This is a genomic window from Streptococcus sp. A34 (assembly GCF_043674115.1).
Classification (GTDB): Bacteria; Bacillota; Bacilli; order Lactobacillales; family Streptococcaceae; genus Streptococcus; species Streptococcus suis_V.
Window position 1 is genome coordinate 1 of record NZ_JBIMJM010000026.1, and the last position, 17366, is coordinate 17366.

The 17366-nt window shown below is 45.2% G+C and carries 18 protein-coding genes and 1 pseudogene; 13 read left to right on the forward strand and 6 right to left on the reverse strand.

What is annotated here, in order from left to right; genetic code table 11:
- The 6 genes and pseudogenes from ACHBGV_RS07255 to ACHBGV_RS07280 all read right to left on the reverse strand — a co-directional run.
- Positions 1–282 (reverse strand): annotated as a pseudogene (locus tag ACHBGV_RS07255) (transposase); the annotation flags it as partial.
- A 237-nt stretch (positions 283–519) separates the two neighbouring features.
- A complete protein-coding gene (locus tag ACHBGV_RS07260) occupies positions 520–855 on the reverse strand; it encodes a hypothetical protein (RefSeq protein ID WP_105110868.1) in 336 nt (111 codons plus the stop codon).
- Positions 856–859: 4 nt separating this feature from the next.
- Entirely contained in the window at positions 860–1186 is a 327-nt protein-coding gene (locus tag ACHBGV_RS07265; protein ID WP_172021247.1) for a hypothetical protein, read from the reverse strand.
- Positions 1183–2286 carry a DUF3278 domain-containing protein gene (locus ACHBGV_RS07270; protein WP_394736001.1) on the reverse strand — a complete coding sequence of 368 codons (1104 nt, stop codon included), beginning with the start codon at positions 2284–2286 and terminating at the stop codon, positions 1183–1185. Before ACHBGV_RS07270 ends, ACHBGV_RS07265 begins: the two co-directional genes overlap by 4 nt.
- Positions 2287–2297: 11 nt before the next feature.
- On the reverse strand, positions 2298–2516 hold the full coding sequence (locus tag ACHBGV_RS07275) for a hypothetical protein (RefSeq protein WP_167786054.1): 219 nt from the start codon (positions 2514–2516) through the stop codon (positions 2298–2300).
- Between the two features lie 15 nt (positions 2517–2531).
- Positions 2532–2720, reverse strand: a complete 189-nt coding sequence (locus ACHBGV_RS07280) for a helix-turn-helix transcriptional regulator (RefSeq protein WP_105122471.1) — start codon at positions 2718–2720, stop codon at positions 2532–2534.
- 207 nt (positions 2721–2927) lie between these two features.
- On the opposite strand from ACHBGV_RS07280, the gene rsmH reads away from it, so the two are divergent.
- The 13 genes from rsmH to ACHBGV_RS07345 all read left to right on the forward strand — a co-directional run bounded on the left by rsmH (position 2928) and on the right by ACHBGV_RS07345 (position 17366).
- Positions 2928–3878, forward strand: a complete 951-nt coding sequence (rsmH, locus tag ACHBGV_RS07285; protein WP_172073454.1) for a 16S rRNA (cytosine(1402)-N(4))-methyltransferase RsmH — start codon at positions 2928–2930, stop codon at positions 3876–3878.
- 9 nt (positions 3879–3887) lie between these two features.
- Complete coding sequence (gene ftsL, locus ACHBGV_RS07290) at positions 3888–4211, forward strand: cell division protein FtsL (RefSeq protein WP_105110874.1); 324 nt, start codon at positions 3888–3890, stop codon at positions 4209–4211.
- Complete coding sequence (gene pbp2X / locus ACHBGV_RS07295) at positions 4211–6460, forward strand: penicillin-binding protein PBP2X (RefSeq protein WP_394732436.1); 2250 nt, start codon at positions 4211–4213, stop codon at positions 6458–6460. Before ftsL ends, pbp2X begins: the two co-directional genes overlap by 1 nt.
- 7 nt (positions 6461–6467) lie before the next feature.
- Positions 6468–7466, forward strand: a complete 999-nt coding sequence (gene mraY / locus ACHBGV_RS07300; protein ID WP_394736002.1) for a phospho-N-acetylmuramoyl-pentapeptide-transferase — start codon at positions 6468–6470, stop codon at positions 7464–7466.
- A gap of 167 nt (positions 7467–7633) precedes the next feature.
- Positions 7634–9211, forward strand: coding sequence for an ABC transporter substrate-binding protein (locus ACHBGV_RS07305; protein WP_172063914.1), 1578 nt, complete (start codon positions 7634–7636; stop codon positions 9209–9211).
- Positions 9212–9502: 291 nt separating this feature from the next.
- Positions 9503–10462: an ABC transporter permease gene (locus tag ACHBGV_RS07310; protein WP_394736003.1), complete on the forward strand. Its 960-nt coding sequence runs from the start codon at positions 9503–9505 to the stop codon at positions 10460–10462.
- Positions 10462–11295 (forward strand): ABC transporter permease subunit, encoded by an 834-nt coding sequence (locus ACHBGV_RS07315; protein WP_172021259.1) that lies wholly within the window; start codon positions 10462–10464, stop codon positions 11293–11295. Before ACHBGV_RS07310 ends, ACHBGV_RS07315 begins: the two co-directional genes overlap by 1 nt.
- Positions 11295–12155 (forward strand): ABC transporter ATP-binding protein, encoded by an 861-nt coding sequence (locus ACHBGV_RS07320; RefSeq protein WP_394736005.1) that lies wholly within the window; start codon positions 11295–11297, stop codon positions 12153–12155. The genes ACHBGV_RS07315 and ACHBGV_RS07320 overlap by 1 nt, the downstream gene beginning before the upstream one ends.
- Positions 12148–13029 carry an ATP-binding cassette domain-containing protein gene (locus tag ACHBGV_RS07325; RefSeq protein WP_394736007.1) on the forward strand — a complete coding sequence of 294 codons (882 nt, stop codon included), beginning with the start codon at positions 12148–12150 and terminating at the stop codon, positions 13027–13029. The genes ACHBGV_RS07320 and ACHBGV_RS07325 overlap by 8 nt, the downstream gene beginning before the upstream one ends.
- An 85-nt stretch (positions 13030–13114) precedes the next feature.
- Positions 13115–13804, forward strand: coding sequence for a gamma-glutamyl-gamma-aminobutyrate hydrolase family protein (locus ACHBGV_RS07330; RefSeq protein WP_394732255.1), 690 nt, complete (start codon positions 13115–13117; stop codon positions 13802–13804).
- Positions 13805–13977: 173 nt separating this feature from the next.
- Positions 13978–14859: a MetQ/NlpA family ABC transporter substrate-binding protein gene (locus ACHBGV_RS07335; RefSeq protein WP_105122480.1), complete on the forward strand. Its 882-nt coding sequence runs from the start codon at positions 13978–13980 to the stop codon at positions 14857–14859.
- 73 nt (positions 14860–14932) lie between these two features.
- A complete protein-coding gene (locus ACHBGV_RS07340; protein ID WP_105160330.1) occupies positions 14933–16312 on the forward strand; it encodes a M20/M25/M40 family metallo-hydrolase in 1380 nt (459 codons plus the stop codon).
- Positions 16305–17366 (forward strand): methionine ABC transporter ATP-binding protein, encoded by a 1062-nt coding sequence (locus tag ACHBGV_RS07345; protein ID WP_105110885.1) that lies wholly within the window; start codon positions 16305–16307, stop codon positions 17364–17366. Before ACHBGV_RS07340 ends, ACHBGV_RS07345 begins: the two co-directional genes overlap by 8 nt.

The following is a 17366-nucleotide window of genomic DNA, read 5'->3' on the forward strand; positions in this document are numbered from 1 at the left end:
ACCTCTTGAAGTTTATCAATAACCTCATTCAAGCTTCTAAATATCTTATTCTTGAAACCACGTTTGCGGATTTCGGCTCAGACTTGCTCATAGGGTTCAACTCTGGTGTGTAAGGTGGAATAAAGGTAAATTCTATATTTTCAGGGATATTCAATGTCTGAGATTTATGCCAGACGGCATTGTCCATGACTAGAATAATGTAGTCATCTGATAAGCTTCTGACAATTGGTGTAGAAATTCATTCATCCAATTACTATTACAACCACATGCTATATGGACAAAGCCCACTGATTTTGTGCTAGCTGTTAGGTTCTAGTTTTCTGAGTAAAGAATGAGAGCCTGAATTTTTCTGTGATGTGGAGCATTTGTCTTGTCTCTGAGGGCTTATTTTAATTTGTGAACTTGAGTGGGGGTGAGTTTGTTTGTCATAATACCATTAAGCCACTATTTTTGATTTTGTTAAGTATAAGAAATAATTGTCCGAAGACAAAGAAAAAGTTCGAGCTTGTACATCTCGAACTAGGTTCTTTTGAAAATTGACGGCAGTAAAAGTAGTAGTAACCAGACCAGGGAGGCTAGGAGCAGTAGCAGGTCAACATGCCCCGTAGCATAGCCCACTGCCAGGGTTAAAAGGATTCCCAATGCAGCGATAAGACGAAGAATACTGTTGTGTCTGTATAGAACCTGCCCCACTGTGGACTTGGTCTCCACTAAATGGAGAGTAAAGATAGGAATAGACAGGATGAACAATATTATCATGGGTTTGGGCTGATTGGTCAGAAAGCCATCAATGAGCAGACCAGTAATGGTCAGGTAGCCTATGGCGAAGAGAAGGAGGGGTGTTTTCGATTTCATGTGTTTACTCCTTTTTGGTAATAAGGTAGACGAGGTAGAGTCCCATTGCCAATGGGAACAGGAGTCCGATTGGCTTGACCTTTCCTAGCCAAACCCCAATACCAAATACCAGAAGCAAGACTAGCAGAGCGACGACGATTTGGAGGAGGTAGTAGGCAATATCTTCTTGACTAGGTGACACACGCAGGCTAATGGTGATAGGGACGGTGAGGAGGCTAGGAGAGGCAAAGGGCTCTGGGGCCCAATAGGAGACCAGGCAAATGCTGGCAACGAAGATATAAATGATGCAGTATAGAATGGACTGTCGTTTAGTTGATAGGTGATTCTTCATTTTTTCCTCCTCTCCATTTTCCGTTGGTTTTCTTGGTCCTCCAGTCGTTTGACATAGTTGGTGGCAGAAATGACAATGCTTGCAAATAGTCCCATAAAACCAGCGTAGAAGAGGTTTTTAGGTTGGAAGAGAGTTTCGAGGACAGGACCATTGCTGTCAAACAAGTCTGAGACACTAGAAAAAATTAAGCTGAATAGGCTGACACCAATTCCCCAACGCAAGGGGTGGCGATAGGGTCGGGCTTGCTCCTCTGGACTGATTTCTTCAGGGTCGAATTGACCAAAATCACGGTTGAGCATCTGGACGCTGAGCACAGCGATGAGAATAAAGAGAATGGCACCGAGCAGGATAGGATACCAGGTTGCAACCTCGGTTGTATAGCGAACAGCTAGCATAAAAGCGACAGCATTGCTTATCAAAAGAAACCAGCTTAGATAGATAAAAGTAAGACCGCCAATTTCATCAGCCTGTTCCCGCCGGCATTCATCCAAGGGACCTCGCACACCGTAGAAATGTTTGATGAGCTTGGTCATCCAGGGTTTTTCTTTTATGGAAATAGCAGAGCTACTAGTCAGATTTTGAGCCTGTTTCTGGCGATAAACTAACTGAATGTGAGTCACAATCCCCACGAAGATACCGCCTAAACAAGCTGCGAAGAAAAAGCGAGGAGTAGTCAGATTGGTTATGAAGTCCATGTCTTTGTCCATCCAGGCCCCGAAAAAGGCATTCCAGAGATACATGGCCAGAGTGAAATATACAGCGAATTTCACACTAGCCCACTTGAGGCCACGTACCTCTTTCTCCGACAAATCCTCCCTATCTAGTGCAGTCAGCTGGCTGCGATAGCTTTGGAGAGCCAGATAGCTCTGAAGTCCTAGCAAGATGATTTCTAAAAAGACTGGGTAGCCGTAGCCAACCTGCTCCGGAAATCGTTCGGACAAGGAGAGAGCCAGAAGAAGAGTAAACAGGAGTCCGATGAAGAGGAAGATGAAGGCCATATTGCCCAATCTCATGACCTCTTTGCGGCGAAATTCATCCAGCGGACCTGCGATGCCGTAAAATTGTTTGATGAGCTTGTTTTGAAAGGTTTCCTTGTTCATAGCCTGTCTCCTTAGTTGAGATTGTACCGTTTGATGAGGTAGGGTGTGATGTGATGAGTCGCTAGGAAGTAGACCAATCCCATAATGGCAACCTGAAGCCAACTGGTTGGTTTACTTGCTTGAGCAAGGAAATGGTCCAAGCTATAATCAGCGATATTCCAAATGGCCATCAGAAGAAGGAAGAGAATGGTTGAGAGGTTAGAGCATACGAGTGTTCTTTTGTTTTTCATAGTGTTCTCCTTTCTTTAATCAATCCAAAAAAGGCTGTTGAGGTCAGTCTGTAGTATCTTGGCTAGGTTGATGCAGAGGTCCAGCGAGGGGTTGTATTTGTCATTTTCAATCATGTTAATGGTTTGACGTGAGACTCCGATAGCCTTGGCTAATTCCAGCTGGGACAGGCCGAGTTCCGTTCGGAAGGATTTGACACGATTCATATGACCTCCTATCTTATGTCACATATATGCGACATCTCTGTATAAAATTTTTTGAGGACGTCTCCTCTATTTTTGTCAAATATATCTGACATGTTTCCTAATGTGATTATAAGAAAATATTAAAGATATGTCAACTATAATTGACATATTTTTTGTAAAAAGTTTGCAACATGGTTTAAGCTGATTTTATGGTACAATAGATAAGATATGACCAAGGAATTTAATCACACGACGGTTCTCTTGCATGAGACCATCGACATGCTAGACATCAAACCAAATGGAATTTATGTGGATGCGACACTGGGTGGGGCAGGGCATAGCGAGTACCTGCTAAGCCAGCTGACAGAAGGTGGGCATCTTTATGCCTTTGACCAGGATCAGACGGCCATTGACCATGCCCACATCCGCCTGGCTCCCTATATTGAAAAGGGACAGGTTACCTTTATCAAGGATAATTTCCGCAATCTAAGGGCGCGTTTGGCTGAGCTGGGTGTGACGGAGATTGATGGGATTTGCTATGATTTGGGTGTTTCCAGTCCCCAGTTGGATGAGCGAGAGCGTGGCTTTTCCTATAAACAAGATGCGCCGCTGGACATGCGGATGAATCGAGAAGGGCATTTGACGGCCTATGATGTGGTCAATAGCTATGACTACCATGACCTGGTGCGGATTTTCTTTAAATATGGTGAGGATAAATTTTCCAAGCAAATTGCGCGCAAGATTGAGCAGGCGCGTGCGGTCAAGCCGATTGAAACAACGACTGAGTTAGCAGAGCTGATCAAATCTGCCAAGCCAGCCAAAGAACTCAAGAAAAAAGGCCATCCTGCCAAGCAGATTTTCCAGGCCATTCGGATTGAGGTCAATGATGAGCTGGGGGCAGCGGATGAGTCCATTCAGCAGGCCATCGATTTGCTGGCGGTGGGAGGACGGATTTCGGTCATTACCTTCCATTCTCTGGAGGATCGCCTAACCAAGCAATTGTTCAAAGAGGCTTCGACAATTGATGTTCCCAAAGGCTTACCCTTTATCCCAGATGATTTGAAGGCACCACTTGAATTGGTCATAAGAAAGCCAATCTTGCCAAGTCAAGAAGAATTAGACAGTAACAACCGTGCGCATTCAGCCAAATTGCGCGTAGCAAAGAGAGTGCATAAGTAGGAGTAAGCTATGTTGCAAGAAAAACGTAGAGAAACGACCATGCGTCTGATTAGTGAAAAAATCAAAACCTTTAACCGCGTTGAAAAGGCTTTTTATGCTAGCCTGGTATTTACAGCGCTGTTCTTGGCTATTGGGGTTATTTTCATCCAGACCAAGCTCTTGCAGGTGCAGGGCGAAATGGCACGGGTCAATCAGCAAATCAACTCCAAGCAGGTCGAAATTGACGATACTAAGCAGGCTATCCAGGAATTGACGCGCTCGGGTCGATTGATGGAAATTGCTGAAAAAGAAGGATTGACCTTAAACAATAATAATGTAGGGGTTGCCGAATAATGCAGACGAGACGAAAGAAATTACTACGGTACATATTGAAACAACGCTACCGGCCTTCGCAGAACCGGCGTAGGGTCGGTCAGAACCTGATTTTACTCAGTATTTTTACCTTTTTGGTTTTCCTTATCAACTTTGCTATCATTATTGGGACCGACTCCAAGTTCGGAGTGGATTTGTCCGTGGCCGCTAGTCGTGTGCACCAGCAAGAGGTAACAGTTCAAGCAAGGCGTGGGACCATCTATGATCGACTGGGCTTCCCAATCGCAGAAGATTCGACTACCTATACGGTCTATGCAGTCGTTGATAAGAATTATGTATCAGCTTCCAATGAGATTTTATATGTAGAGTCGAGCCAATTCTCCAAGGTGGCTTCTATTTTTAAAAATCTTCTAGATATTGATGAGGAGTATGCTCTCAAGCAATTGAAGCAGCCAGAATTGAGCCACATTTACTTTGGTGCTAAGGGGAAAAATATTTCCTACAATACCATGATGACCATTAGTCAGGAAATGGAAGCGGCCGGCATCAAGGGCATTAAGTTTAACATGAGCCCTGGTCGAATGTATCCAAATGGAAATTTTGCTTCAATTTTCGTGGGGTTGGCTAACCCGGTTGAAAACAAGGATGGTAGTCATAGTTTACAGGGTGTGAGCGGTATGGAATACTACCTTAATGATATTTTGGCAGGTCAAGATGGTAAAGTACTTTATGAGAAAGATAGCCAGGGGCGGATTTTACCAGGTACTGAAAATGTAGAACAAGAAACTGTAAATGGTCAAGATGTTTATACGACTCTATCTGCTGATTTGCAACGTTCGCTAGAAACCAACATGGATATTTTCTTTGATAAGACAAAGGGGAAATACGCCAGTGCGACCTTGGTATCAGCCAAAACTGGGGAAATTTTAGCAACAACTCAACGACCAAGCTATGATGCGGATACAAAAGAAGGGTTAGCTGATAAAGATTTGCTCCAGTACTCCCTTCTGTATCAGGCCACTATGGAGCCAGGTTCGACCATTAAGGTCATGACCTTGGCATCAGCAATCGATAGCAATGTCTTTGATCCTAATCAGATGCTTGTCAATAATGGCTATACCATTGCGGATGCAACGGTTAACGACTGGACGGTCAATGGGGGAGAGTCTGCTGTTTCCCTCAATATGGCCCAGGCATTTGCCCTATCCAGTAACGTCGGGACGATCATGTTGGAACAAAAAATGGGCAATGAGAAATGGTTGGATTACCTAGCCAAGTTCCGTTTTGGCTATCCGACACGTTTTGGAATGGGGTCTGAAAGTGCAGGCCTCCTGCCGGGCGACAACATCGTAACCATTACCATGTCTTCATTCGGTCAGGGTATTTCAGCGACTCAGGTCCAGATGTTGCGGGCCTTCTCGGCTATTGGTAATGACGGAACCATGTTGCAACCCAAGTTCATCTCAGGCTTGTATGATCCAAATTCCGATTCGGTGCGTATTGCCAAACCTGAAGTGGTTGGCCATCCTGTATCTGAAAAAGCAGCTTCAGATACACGGGATTACATGATCACAGTTGGGACTGATCCAGTTTTTGGTACGCTCTATAACAAGTGGACTATGTCTCCTGTTATTCAGGTTAATGGTTATGATGTGGCAGTAAAATCAGGTACTGCCCAGATTGCCAAGGAAGATGGAACGGGTTACATTGATGGTCGATACCTTCAGTCAGTCGTAGCCATGGTTCCAGCTGAGGATCCAGAATTTATTATGTATGCAACCGTGAGAGAGCCAGAATCCTATACTGGAATGGAGTGGGAGGATATATTTAATCCAATACTGAAAGAGGCTATGTTATTGAAAGATAATTTAAACTTGGATAATGTTGCTCCTTCATTGCAGTTTGTGGAAAATGAAACAGAATTTAAGTTACCAGATGTTATTGGTCAAGGCCCAGGCACAACTGCTGAGGAATTGCGTCGTTATTTAATTCAGCCAGTTATTGTAGGGAATGGTTCCGAAATAAAGAAAGTATCTGTAGATGTCGGAACAAATCTTTCTTCAAACCAGCAAATTCTCTTGCTGACAGATTCAGTAGAAGATATGCCTGATTTATATGGTTTGACAAAAGAAAATATGGATATTCTTGCAGAATGGCTAGGTCTTGAAGTCACTTATGAAGGAGCAGGTTCGATGGTTGTTGAACAGAGTATTGAGTTTGGTACAAAAATCAGTAAACACAAAAAAATAACGATTACACTAGGAGAGTAAAATTAAAATGCAATTTACACTATTATCGGGATTGGTTGCTTTTTTAGCAACGGTGATTCTGATACCACGCTTTATTACTTTTTATCAAGCCAAACGCATCGAAGGGCAACAGATGCACGAGGATGTGAAACAACATCAATTTAAGGCGGGAACCCCAACCATGGGAGGGACGGTTTTTCTAGTTGTTGCTATCTTGGTTACATTTATTTTTGCTGCTAGCCTTAACATGTTAACTGGCGGTGTTTTAGCTATTCTCTTCATCCTTGCACTCTATGGATTGGTCGGTTTTTTGGATGATTTCTTGAAAATATTCAAAAAAATCAATGAAGGTCTTAACCCTAAACAAAAATTAGCATTACAGATTTTAGGTGGACTTGTTTTCTACTTTGTCCATGTAAGAGCTGCTGGTGGTGGTGAACTCAATGTATTTGGTCAAATCATCAATCTCGGTATGCTTTATTTACCCTTTGTTCTTTTCTGGTTGGTTGGTTTCTCAAATGCAGTCAACCTGACAGATGGTATTGATGGCTTGGCCTCCATTTCGGTTGTTATTAGTTTGCTTGCCTATTCTGTCATTGCCTACAAGGAACAGAAGTTTGACATTCTTTTGGTCTGTGTAACCATGATTGGTGGCTTGCTTGGATTTTTCGTCTACAATCGCAAACCCGCAAAAATCTTTATGGGGGATGTCGGTTCGCTAGCACTGGGTGGCATGCTAGCTACGATTTCAATCGCTCTGCGTGTGGAATGGACCCTGCTCCTCATCGGCTTTGTTTATGTCCTTGAAACGTCATCCGTTATGCTACAGGTGTCCTATTTCAAATACAGCAAGAAAAAGTTTGGAGAAGGTCGTCGGATTTTCCGCATGACTCCTTTCCACCATCACTTGGAACTAGGCGGTTTATCTGGCAAATCCGAAAAATGGAGCGAATGGAAGGTAGACTTCTTCCTTTGGGGTCTTGGCCTTGGAATGAGTCTATTGACACTTGCGATTTTATATCTGTAAATAACAAATACTCTCAGTCTTGGACGTGTAGCTTCTAGGACAGAGAGTTTTTTCTTTGAAGACGATCTGTATAGATAAATTTTAAGTCTTCATAAATTTTATATATTGGTCAAGCCAGTTGATTCTTGGTAAACTAGTACTACTTTTGTAAAATGGAGGAAAATGACATGAAAAAGAAATGGCTTACTGGCCTCTTATCAACTGTAGCAGTTTTGACCTTGGCGGCTTGCGCCAATGGCGGAGCGTCCAATACAGGTTCTAGCTCAAAAGCTGCATCATCAGCAGATACGGAAACCTTTACCTATGCTATCGACGGCGACCCAAGTTCGACCAACCCGCTTAACACCAGCGACCGTTGGGGCTTGACCTTGACCAATTTTATCTACTCGCCATTGATTCGTATCGAGGCAGACGGTAGCTATGTCAATGAATTGGCAGAATCTTACGAGATTGCAGAAGACGGCCTTAGCATCACGGTTAAACTCCGCCAGGATGTTAAATGGTCAGACGGCGAAGCCTTTAACGCAGATGATGTTGTCTTTACTTACAATGAAAAAGTGAAGAAAGAAAATGGTGGTTCAGACGGCCTTTATATCAACGACCAACCTGTGACGGTTGAGAAGGTAGATGACTATACGGTCAAATTCGTCCTTCCAGCAGTATCTGCACCTGCCTTGGACAATATCGTAGCAGAGACCTACATTATCCCAGAGCACATCTTTAAAGATGAGGCAGACCTATCTGTTAACCAATTGAAGGCAACCCCTGTCGGTACAGGACCTTACAAATTTGTAGAGTACAAGAATGGTGAGTATATCAAGTTGGAAGCCAACGAGAACTACTACAAGGGTGAGGCAGAAATCGACAATCTGGTCCTTCGTATTATCGAAAGCCCAGATACGACTAAGGTTGCTCTTCAAACAGGTGAAGTAGATGCAGCCTTTGTTCTTCCAGCGGTTATCAAGGACTTGGACAAAGATACACTTGAAACCTATGCTTATAGTGAAAACCGTGTTGGCTACCTGGGTCTCAATACGACGACTGAAGAGTTGAAGGATGTCAAGGTCCGCAAGGCTATTCTCTTTGCACTAAACAAGGATGAATTCAACCAGGCAGCTTACTTGGATAAGGAATACTATGAGACACCTTATTCTTTCCTTCCAGTTGCCAACCCATACAAGACAGATGATGTTGAAAAATATGAGCAAAATGTTGAGAAGGCCAAAGAGCTCTTGGCTGAAGCAGGTGTCAGCAATCTGACCCTCAACCTGGGTTACAACTCATCTGACGCAGCACAAACCCTACAAGCAACCTTGATCCAACAGCAATTGGCTGCTATCGGTGTAACGGTTGAATTGGCTGGTGGCGATTCATCTGCCCTCTTCACAGAATTGCGCAAGGAAGGCTCAACAGCCTACAATCTCTTCCTGGGTGGCTACATCATGGGGAATGACCCAGATCAATATGCTCGTCTCTTCAAGTCAGGTGGAGCGTCTAACTACTTCAAATTGACTTCACCAGAAATTGACGGCTACTTTGCAGAAGGCGCGGTTGAGCTGGATAAGGCTAAGCGTGAAGAAATCTATGACAATTTGCAGAAAGAATTGGCTGACCAAGCGGCTATCTACCCAATTGTGGACAACAAGAAAATCTTGGCTGTTAACAAGCGTGTGAAAAATGTCGAAGAGGCTGGTTTGGTTCCAATCTTTACCTTTGAAGATCCGTCTAAATTGACGATTGAATAAGGGAGTCTTTTGTTCAACAAGACGAATGGGCCTGACTAATCTTAGTCAGCCCATTCAAACAATAGTGGGAAGTTAGGTCCGAACTTTATAAGAACCTATATTCACAAGTAAGGTACATTTAGATAGGAAATAGTTTTTTGCACATCAAGGCCGTTTTTCTAGAAATACTGTCAGTATTTCTAGAAAAACGAACGCTGAGTGGCAGAAAAATAGCCTTAGCTAAAGGTGCCGAGCTGTGAATACAGGTTCTAGGGTTTTGGCCGGCTCCCTTTTCGTGTTTTTGGAGGAACTATGTTTCGTTATATTGTAAAGAGGATTTTGCAGGCCATTCCTCTTTTATTACTCATTTCCTTTATCGTCTTTTCTCTGATTCAATTGGCCCCCTTTGATGTGATTGATTCCATGACAACGCCCAATATGGATCAGGAGCAAATTGACCTGCTCAAGGAACGGTATGGGCTCAACCAACCTTTCTTGGTTCAGTACGGCATCTGGCTAAAGGGCCTCTTGACAGGGGACCTTGGTTTTTCTCTGATGACCCAGCATTCGATTGGGGCGGATTTGGCGGAGAAAATTCCTAATACCATTTCGCTGGTCTTGCCTTCTTACTTGACTGCCCTGGTCATGGCAGTGGCCTTGGGTTTGATTTCAGCCTCCCAGCGAGGGAAGTGGGTTGATAAGGTTATCGATGCCTTTGCCTCTATCGGGATTGCCATGCCGACCTTCTGGTTTGCCATGATTTTGATTTATCTCTTTGGTTATAAGTGGCGCCTCTTTCCTTTTATCGGTATGTATACCCTGGGTAAGGAAGGGGATTTTCTGGATTTTCTCTCCCATTTCGCCCTGCCCTATCTGACCTTGACCATGGCTTTCCTGCCAGAATTAATTCGTTTCATCCGGGCATCAGCCATTGTGGAGGTGGACAAGGACTATGTGACCGTACAAGAGGCTTTTAAGGCTAAAAAATCAGAAATCTTCGGCAAGCATGTTGCACGAAATGTCTTGATTCCTGTAGCCACCCAGGTGGGGATGGCCCTGCCTATGTTGGTGACGGGAGCTATCATTACAGAAACCATTTTTGCCTGGCCAGGAGTGGGACCTTATCTGACAGCAGCAACCAAGGCCCTGGACTATCCGGTGATTATGGCGGTTATGCTACTGTCTGCCAGCCTTGTCATCCTGGGCAATCTCCTGTCGGATGTCTTGTATGCCCTAGTGGATCCCCGTGTCTGGAAAGGAGGAGAAAACTAATGTTGATACTCAAACAATTGAAGGCAATACTCAAAGAATCTCCCCTCTATCTCTTTTCAGTCATCTTTATCCTCTTTTTGGTAGTCCTGTCTCTCTTGGCCCCCCTTATCCCTATCGATCCCAATCTGACGGATGTGACGCAGATGAACCAGGGACCGAGTGCGGAGCATTGGTTTGGAACGGACCAGGTCGGGCGTGACTACTTTATCCGCGTTATCTACGGTGGACGGATTTCCCTTTTAGTCGGTCTCATGGCCATGGTCGCCTCGGTGACAATCGGCAGCCTGGTCGGGATTACGGCTGGTTATCTTGGCGGAAAATGGGACAATGTCATCATGCGGATTGTTGAGGTTCTGTCTTCTATTCCCTGGCTGGTTTTGGTCATCGTGCTCAGCGTCTTCTTGAAACCTGGCTTGTCAACCATTATCATTGTTATTGGTGGCTTTTCTTGGATGAGCATTGCCCGAATTTTACGGGCCGAGACCATGAAAGCCAAGGTGGCAGACTATGTTGGCTATGCAGCCTTTATCGGTGTTAAAAAGCGGAAAATCATCTGGCGCCATATTTTACCAGCAATCCTCCCAACCTTGATAGTAACGGCATCGACCAGCATTTCGTCGGCCATTATGACGGAGTCTGCCCTCAGTTTCTTGGGAATGGGGATTCAGCAACCGCTGGCTTCTTGGGGAAGTCTCCTGCAAAATGCCCAGTCAACCTTGCAGAGTGCTCCACATATGGCAATCCTGCCTGGACTTTTTATCCTTCTGACTATTTATTCCTTTAACAATATCGGTGACTTGATTCGTGATTGCCTAGAAAGAGAGGTCTACTAATGACAGAGAATTTGATTAGCTTAAACAATCTGACCATTACCAATCAGAGACGGACCTCTCAAACGGTCTTGGTTGAAGGCATTGACCTCAGCATTCCCAAGGGAAAAATCGTCGGTATCGTTGGCGAGTCGGGTTCTGGAAAGAGCTTGACCATGAAGTCTCTGATGGGGATTTTGCCCAGAGGTTTGGAGGCAAGTTATAGCAGCTTTGAGATGAACGGACAGGCTGTTGACAATCCAAAAGCTCTGCCCTTGTCCATGATTTTCCAGGATCCTATGACCTCTCTTAATCCCTTGCGGACCATTGGTTTTCATCTGAGGGAAGTGGTGCGTCGTTTCCAGCCAGGTTTGAGCAAGGACCAGGTGGAGACAGAAATATTATCGATTCTAGAAAAGGTTGGTATTGCAGATTCAGCTTTACGTCTCAAGCAATTTCCCTTTGAGTTTTCAGGTGGTATGCGGCAGCGGATTGTCATTGCTATGGCTTTATTAGCCAAACCCCAGCTCTTGATTGCGGATGAGCCGACAACGGCTTTGGACGTGACCATTCAGGCTCAGATTTTAGCCCTCCTCAATGAGTTGCAGGAGTCCTTTGGCTTGACCATTGCCATTGTCAGTCATGATTTCAGTGTGATTGCTGGCATTTGTGACCTGGTCTATGTTATGCGTCAGGGCAAGGTGGTAGAGAAGGCTAATGTGGAGACCATTTTCGCTGAACCGCAGCATGCTTATACCCAGGCCCTGCTCAAGGCAGCCCGTTTGGAAACCTTTGACGGCAGCTTGCCAGTAGATAGTCCGACCAGTCAGTTGGTTGAGGTCGGTCCGGACCATTGGGTAAGAAAGGAGCAAGCAGATGCCTAAAGATATTATGGTAGAAGTTGCTGGTGTCAGCAAGACCTATCGGAAAAAATCCTGGTTGGGTCAAGAACAGGTGGTTCAGGCCCTGAAAGATATTGACCTGTCCATTTTCAAGGGGGAAACCCTGGGCTTGGTAGGTGAGTCAGGTAGTGGGAAATCAACCCTGTCCAAGATTATTTTGGGACTGGAAACAGCCAGCCAAGGGGACATTCGTTTTCCAAGCCTATCGTATCAGGAGCTGAAAAAACAGGCCTTGCAGGTCATTTACCAAGATCCCTATTCGTCTCTCAATCCCTACCTATCAGCCTTGGAATTGGTCAAGGAACCCCTCTACGCCCTGCCCAAGGAAGAGGCGGAAAGCAAGGCCTTGGCTATTCTGGAGCGGGTGGGAATCAGTGGGGATGCGGTCCACAAGCGTCCCAAATCCTTTTCAGGTGGTCAACGTCAGCGGATTGGGATTGCACGGGCGGTCGTCTCGCAGCCTCAGTTTGTGGTCTGTGATGAGCCGACATCAGCCTTGGATGTTTCCATACAGGCGACCATTTTGGATTTGCTACGGGGCTTGCAGGATGAATTTGGTTTGACCTATCTCTTCATCTCACACGATTTGACCTTGGTGCGGCACTTTGCAGATCGGATTGCTGTCATGTATAAGGGTAGTCTGGTTGAACTGGGTTCTGCGTCAGCTATTTTCCAAAATCCCCAGCACGCCTATACCCGCTATCTGCTAAAGTCCAATCTGAGTTTGGATCCAGCTCAGGCCCGGCAGGAATTGGCTGATTTGGCAAAGAATAAGCAGAGCCACGACTTTGTCACTCAAGGTCAGTGGTTAGAGGTGGAGGAGGGACATTTTGTCCTTTCAAGCCCTGATAAATAAAATTTATAACGAGATTGAAAATCTATATTAGACGATGTTTCTTGCTCGTGATAGAATAATAAAAAATTGATAGAGAGGATTTCCTATGAAGAAGGTTGTGATTGGTATTTCGGGTAATGAGCAAGAATTTCCAAGCAAATCGGGCCGTCATTATGTGACGGTGGCGCGTGAATTATCAGACGGTGTGCGCCAGGCTGGTGGCTTGCCAATCGTGATTCCTATGGGAAATCCGGATTCGGCCAAGGATTACATTGACATGGTGGACAAGTTGATTTTATCTGGTGGTCAGCATGTAGACCCTAGCCTGTATGGCCAGGAAAAAGAGATTGACAGTGACGATTATTTGTTGGCGCGTGATGAGTTTGAATTGGCCTTGATTAAGGAGGCACTTCGTCAGGGCAAACCGATTTTTGCAGTCTGCCGTGGGATGCAGTTGCTCAATGTGGCCCTGGGTGGTAGTCTGGAGCAGTCCTTGGAGGACCATTGGCAGAATGATTGGGCAGGAACCTCTCACCAGCTAGAAGTCGAGGGCCACAGCCGTGTCAGCCACCTCTTTGCCCAAGGTAGTCAAATCAATTCCTTCCACCACCAGCGGATCAAGGAATTGGCACCTGGTTTAGTAGCAACAGGACGTGATCCACGAGATGGGACCATTGAGGCTTATGAAAGCAAGGGCAAGCAGGCCCTATTTGGCCTTCAGTGGCACCCAGAGTTCTTGTTTGAGGATTGCCGTCAACACAGAGAACTTTTCCAATACATTGTTGATCGATTTTAAGTTAACCAGCTGCTCGTAAGAGTGGTTGGTTTTTGCATGTTTTCAAAAGCTATAGTGAAACTGGGTTTTGATATAGTTAAAACTTATAACTATCTATAAAAAATACCAATTGGTCAGATTTCATTTTCTGTGTTAAGATAAATACAGTTCAAAAATTAAGGAGATTACTTTCTATGAAACTTAAAAAATTATTTACCTTTGCAGCAACAGCTGCCCTATCCATTGCGACACTTGCAGCATGTGCTCCAGCATCTGAATCAGGTTCAACTTCTTCAGATGCAGCGGAAACAACCTTGAAGGTTGGTATCATGACGCGCAACACTTACACGACTGATGTTTGGAACAAGGTTACGGAAAATGCTGCCAAAGAAGGTGTGAAGTTGGAGTTCACAGAATTCACAGACTATTCACAACCAAACAAGGCCTTGGCTGAGGGCGATGTGGATGTCAATGCCTTCCAACACATTTTCTTCTTGGATAACTGGAACACAGAAAATGGTGAAAACTTGCAGGTTGCGGGCTACACTCTTTACAGCCCAATTCGTTTCTACTCAGGTATCGCAGACGGTAAAGACAAGTATGCAGATGTCGAAGACCTTCCAGAAGGGGCTGAAATCGCAATTCCTAACGACCCAACAAACGGTAGCCGTGCCCTCTTCTTGCTTGAGTCACTTGGCTTGATCAAATTGGAAGTGAAAGACGGTGACTTGGCATCACTTGCTGATATTACTGAAAATCCAAAAAATATCAAAATCACTGAATTGGATGCTAGCCAAACAGCTCGTTCATTGGAATCAGTTGACGGGGCAGTTATCAACAATAACTACGCTCAAGAAGCAGGTATTGATACAGACACTGCCTTGTATATCGAGGAAAAAGGTCCAAATACAAAAGTTTGGTACAATGTTATCGCTGCTCAAGACAAGTGGGAAGAGTCAGATAAGGCTGACGCGATCAAAGCCCTTGTCAAAGCATACAACACTGATGAAGTTGGTAAGTTGATTGAGGACGGCTCTAAGAAAACAGATTTCCCAATCTGGAACGAAGTAGAATAAAAAGAATTAAACAACAGGATAGAGGCTGGGAGACCCCCAGCTTCTCTTCCTATTTTTTGAGGAGGTAGAAAAAATGGGACAGACAAATGAGCAGGCACAAATCGCAGCCTTCCAGGAAGACAAGATTGTCCAGGAGGGGATTGGGCATCTGAGAAAACTGATTAGTATGAAATCTATCTTTGCCCAGCAGATTGGTCTTTTGGAGGTTGCTACTTACCTCAAGAATTTGTTTGAAAGTGCAGGGGCAGAGGTTATCTTGGACCAGTCTCATACGGCTCCTTTTGTCATGGCTCGTTTTGCAGCGACGGTGCCCAATGCCAAGACCCTGATTTTCTACAACCACTATGACACAGTGCCGGCTGATAGTGACCAGATTTGGCTCAAGGGGCAACCCTTTGAACTGACAATGGACGAGACCCACATGTATGGCCGCGGGGTGGATGACGACAAGGGGCATATCACGGCTCGCCTATCCGCCCTTCAGAGCTATCAGGCTAAGCACGACGGTCAACTACCGGTCAATGTTATTTTCATCATGGAAGGTGCTGAAGAGTCGGCATCGGTTGATTTGGATAAGTATTTGGTCAAGTACAAGGACCAGTTATCAGGTGCAGACCTGCTCATCTGGGAACAAGGTCACCGAAATGCCCTCAATCAGCTAGAAATCGCTGGCGGAAACAAGGGAATCGTGACTTTCGATGTCTCTGTCCAATCGGCAGAGCTGGACATTCATTCGTCCTATGGCGGAGTGATTGACTCCGCTAGCTGGTATCTCTTGTCCGGCCTCCAGTCCCTCCGAAGTCCAGATGGTCGTGTCCTGGTAGATGGTCTCTATGACCAGGTTCAGGAGCCGAATGAGCAAGAGTTAGCCTTGGTAGAGGAGTTCGCCCTAACCAGTCCTGAAAATCTTACGGAGATTTACAGCTTGACCCTGCCAACACTCTTGGAAGAGCGAAAAGCATTTTTGAAACGCCTTTATTTTGAGCCGTCGATTACCATTGAGGGTCTTTCTACAGGCTATCTGGGCCAGGGAGTCAAGACCATTATTCCAGCCCAGGCTTCTGCCAAGATGGAGATTCGTCTGGTACCGGATTTGGATCCTCAGGATGTGCTGGACAAGGTCCGTCAACAGCTGGTGAAGAATGGCTTTGACAGGGTTCAGGTCGATTTCACCCTAGGCATCAAGAGCTACCGTAGCGACATGACTGCGCCAGCCATTGCCAAAGTTATCGAGTTAGCTAAAAAGTTGACGGTTGACGGGGTTTCGGTGCTGCCAACCTCGCCGGGGACAGGCCCTATGCATACGGTCTTTCATGCCCTGCAGGTGCCAATTGCTGGATTTGGACTGGGCAATGCCAATAGCCGAGACCATGCGGGCGATGAAAATGTAAAAATTGCTGACTATTATAGTCATGTTCAACTAATTGAGGAGTTAATAGCAAGTTATGAGTAAGGAAATGATTAAGCTAGATAATATCGATGTGACCTTTCATCAGAAAAAGCGCACGATTGAGGCGGTTAAGGATGTGACCATCCATATTAACCAAGGTGATATTTATGGAATTGTCGGCTATTCTGGGGCGGGGAAATCAACCCTGGTCCGTGTTATCAACCTCTTGCAGGTGCCGACAGCAGGTAAAATCACTATTGATGAAGATGTGATTTTTGAAGGTGATAAGGTTACGTTGACACCAGCCCAACTGCGAATCAAACGCCGTGAAATTGGGATGATTTTCCAGCATTTCAATCTGATGGCCCAGATGACTGCTGCGGAAAATGTGGCTTTTGCCCTCAAGCATTCTGGCTTGACCAAGGAAGAAAAGGCAGCCAAGGTTGCCAAGCTCTTGGACCTGGTTGGTTTGGCGGACCGAGCAGAAAACTATCCGTCTCAACTTTCAGGTGGCCAAAAGCAGCGGGTCGCTATTGCGCGTGCCCTTGCCAATGATCCCAAAATCTTGATTTCTGACGAGTCAACCTCTGCCTTGGATCCCAAAACAACCAAGCAGATTCTGGCTCTCTTGCAAGAACTCAATGAGAAATTGGGCTTGACCATTGTCATGATTACCCATGAGATGCAGATTGTTAAAGACATTTGCAACCGGGTGGCGGTGATGCAGGATGGTCAGTTGATTGAGGAAGGGTCTGTTCTTGAGATTTTCTCACATCCTAAGCAGGAATTGACCCAGGACTTTATTAAAACAGCAACAGGAATCGATGAAGCACTGGTCAAAATTTACCAGCAGGGGATTGTGCAAAATCTGCCGGAAGACAGTCTTCTGGTCCAACTCAAGTATTCGGGTGCCAGCACGGATACGGCTATTGTCAATGATTTGTATAAGATGTACCAGGTGACATCCAATATTCTTTATGGAAATATTGAGATTTTGGACCACACGCCAGTGGGTGAGCTAGTCGTTATCTTATCAGGTGAGCCTGCCCAATTGCACCATGCCTTGGAGGCTGTGGCAGAGGCACAGGTAGAAGTGACTGTTTTGAAGGGAGCGTAA

What these genes read in the sequence shown, in the direction of transcription:
- ACHBGV_RS07260 (WP_105110868.1), bottom strand. Translation starts at nt 855, where the DNA reads ATGAAATCGAAAACACCCCTCCTTCTCTTCGCCATAGGCTACCTGACC.
- ACHBGV_RS07265 (WP_172021247.1), bottom strand. Translation starts at nt 1,186, where the DNA reads ATGAAGAATCACCTATCAACTAAACGACAGTCCATTCTATACTGCATC.
- ACHBGV_RS07270 (WP_394736001.1), bottom strand. Translation starts at nt 2,286, where the DNA reads ATGAACAAGGAAACCTTTCAAAACAAGCTCATCAAACAATTTTACGGC.
- ACHBGV_RS07275 (WP_167786054.1), bottom strand. Translation starts at nt 2,516, where the DNA reads ATGAAAAACAAAAGAACACTCGTATGCTCTAACCTCTCAACCATTCTC.
- ACHBGV_RS07280 (WP_105122471.1), bottom strand. Translation starts at nt 2,720, where the DNA reads ATGAATCGTGTCAAATCCTTCCGAACGGAACTCGGCCTGTCCCAGCTG.
- rsmH (WP_172073454.1), top strand. Translation starts at nt 2,928, where the DNA reads ATGACCAAGGAATTTAATCACACGACGGTTCTCTTGCATGAGACCATC.
- ftsL (WP_105110874.1), top strand. Translation starts at nt 3,888, where the DNA reads ATGTTGCAAGAAAAACGTAGAGAAACGACCATGCGTCTGATTAGTGAA.
- pbp2X (WP_394732436.1), top strand. Translation starts at nt 4,211, where the DNA reads ATGCAGACGAGACGAAAGAAATTACTACGGTACATATTGAAACAACGC.
- mraY (WP_394736002.1), top strand. Translation starts at nt 6,468, where the DNA reads ATGCAATTTACACTATTATCGGGATTGGTTGCTTTTTTAGCAACGGTG.
- ACHBGV_RS07305 (WP_172063914.1), top strand. Translation starts at nt 7,634, where the DNA reads ATGAAAAAGAAATGGCTTACTGGCCTCTTATCAACTGTAGCAGTTTTG.
- ACHBGV_RS07310 (WP_394736003.1), top strand. Translation starts at nt 9,503, where the DNA reads ATGTTTCGTTATATTGTAAAGAGGATTTTGCAGGCCATTCCTCTTTTA.
- ACHBGV_RS07315 (WP_172021259.1), top strand. Translation starts at nt 10,462, where the DNA reads ATGTTGATACTCAAACAATTGAAGGCAATACTCAAAGAATCTCCCCTC.
- ACHBGV_RS07320 (WP_394736005.1), top strand. Translation starts at nt 11,295, where the DNA reads ATGACAGAGAATTTGATTAGCTTAAACAATCTGACCATTACCAATCAG.
- ACHBGV_RS07325 (WP_394736007.1), top strand. Translation starts at nt 12,148, where the DNA reads ATGCCTAAAGATATTATGGTAGAAGTTGCTGGTGTCAGCAAGACCTAT.
- ACHBGV_RS07330 (WP_394732255.1), top strand. Translation starts at nt 13,115, where the DNA reads ATGAAGAAGGTTGTGATTGGTATTTCGGGTAATGAGCAAGAATTTCCA.
- ACHBGV_RS07335 (WP_105122480.1), top strand. Translation starts at nt 13,978, where the DNA reads ATGAAACTTAAAAAATTATTTACCTTTGCAGCAACAGCTGCCCTATCC.
- ACHBGV_RS07340 (WP_105160330.1), top strand. Translation starts at nt 14,933, where the DNA reads ATGGGACAGACAAATGAGCAGGCACAAATCGCAGCCTTCCAGGAAGAC.
- ACHBGV_RS07345 (WP_105110885.1), top strand. Translation starts at nt 16,305, where the DNA reads ATGAGTAAGGAAATGATTAAGCTAGATAATATCGATGTGACCTTTCAT.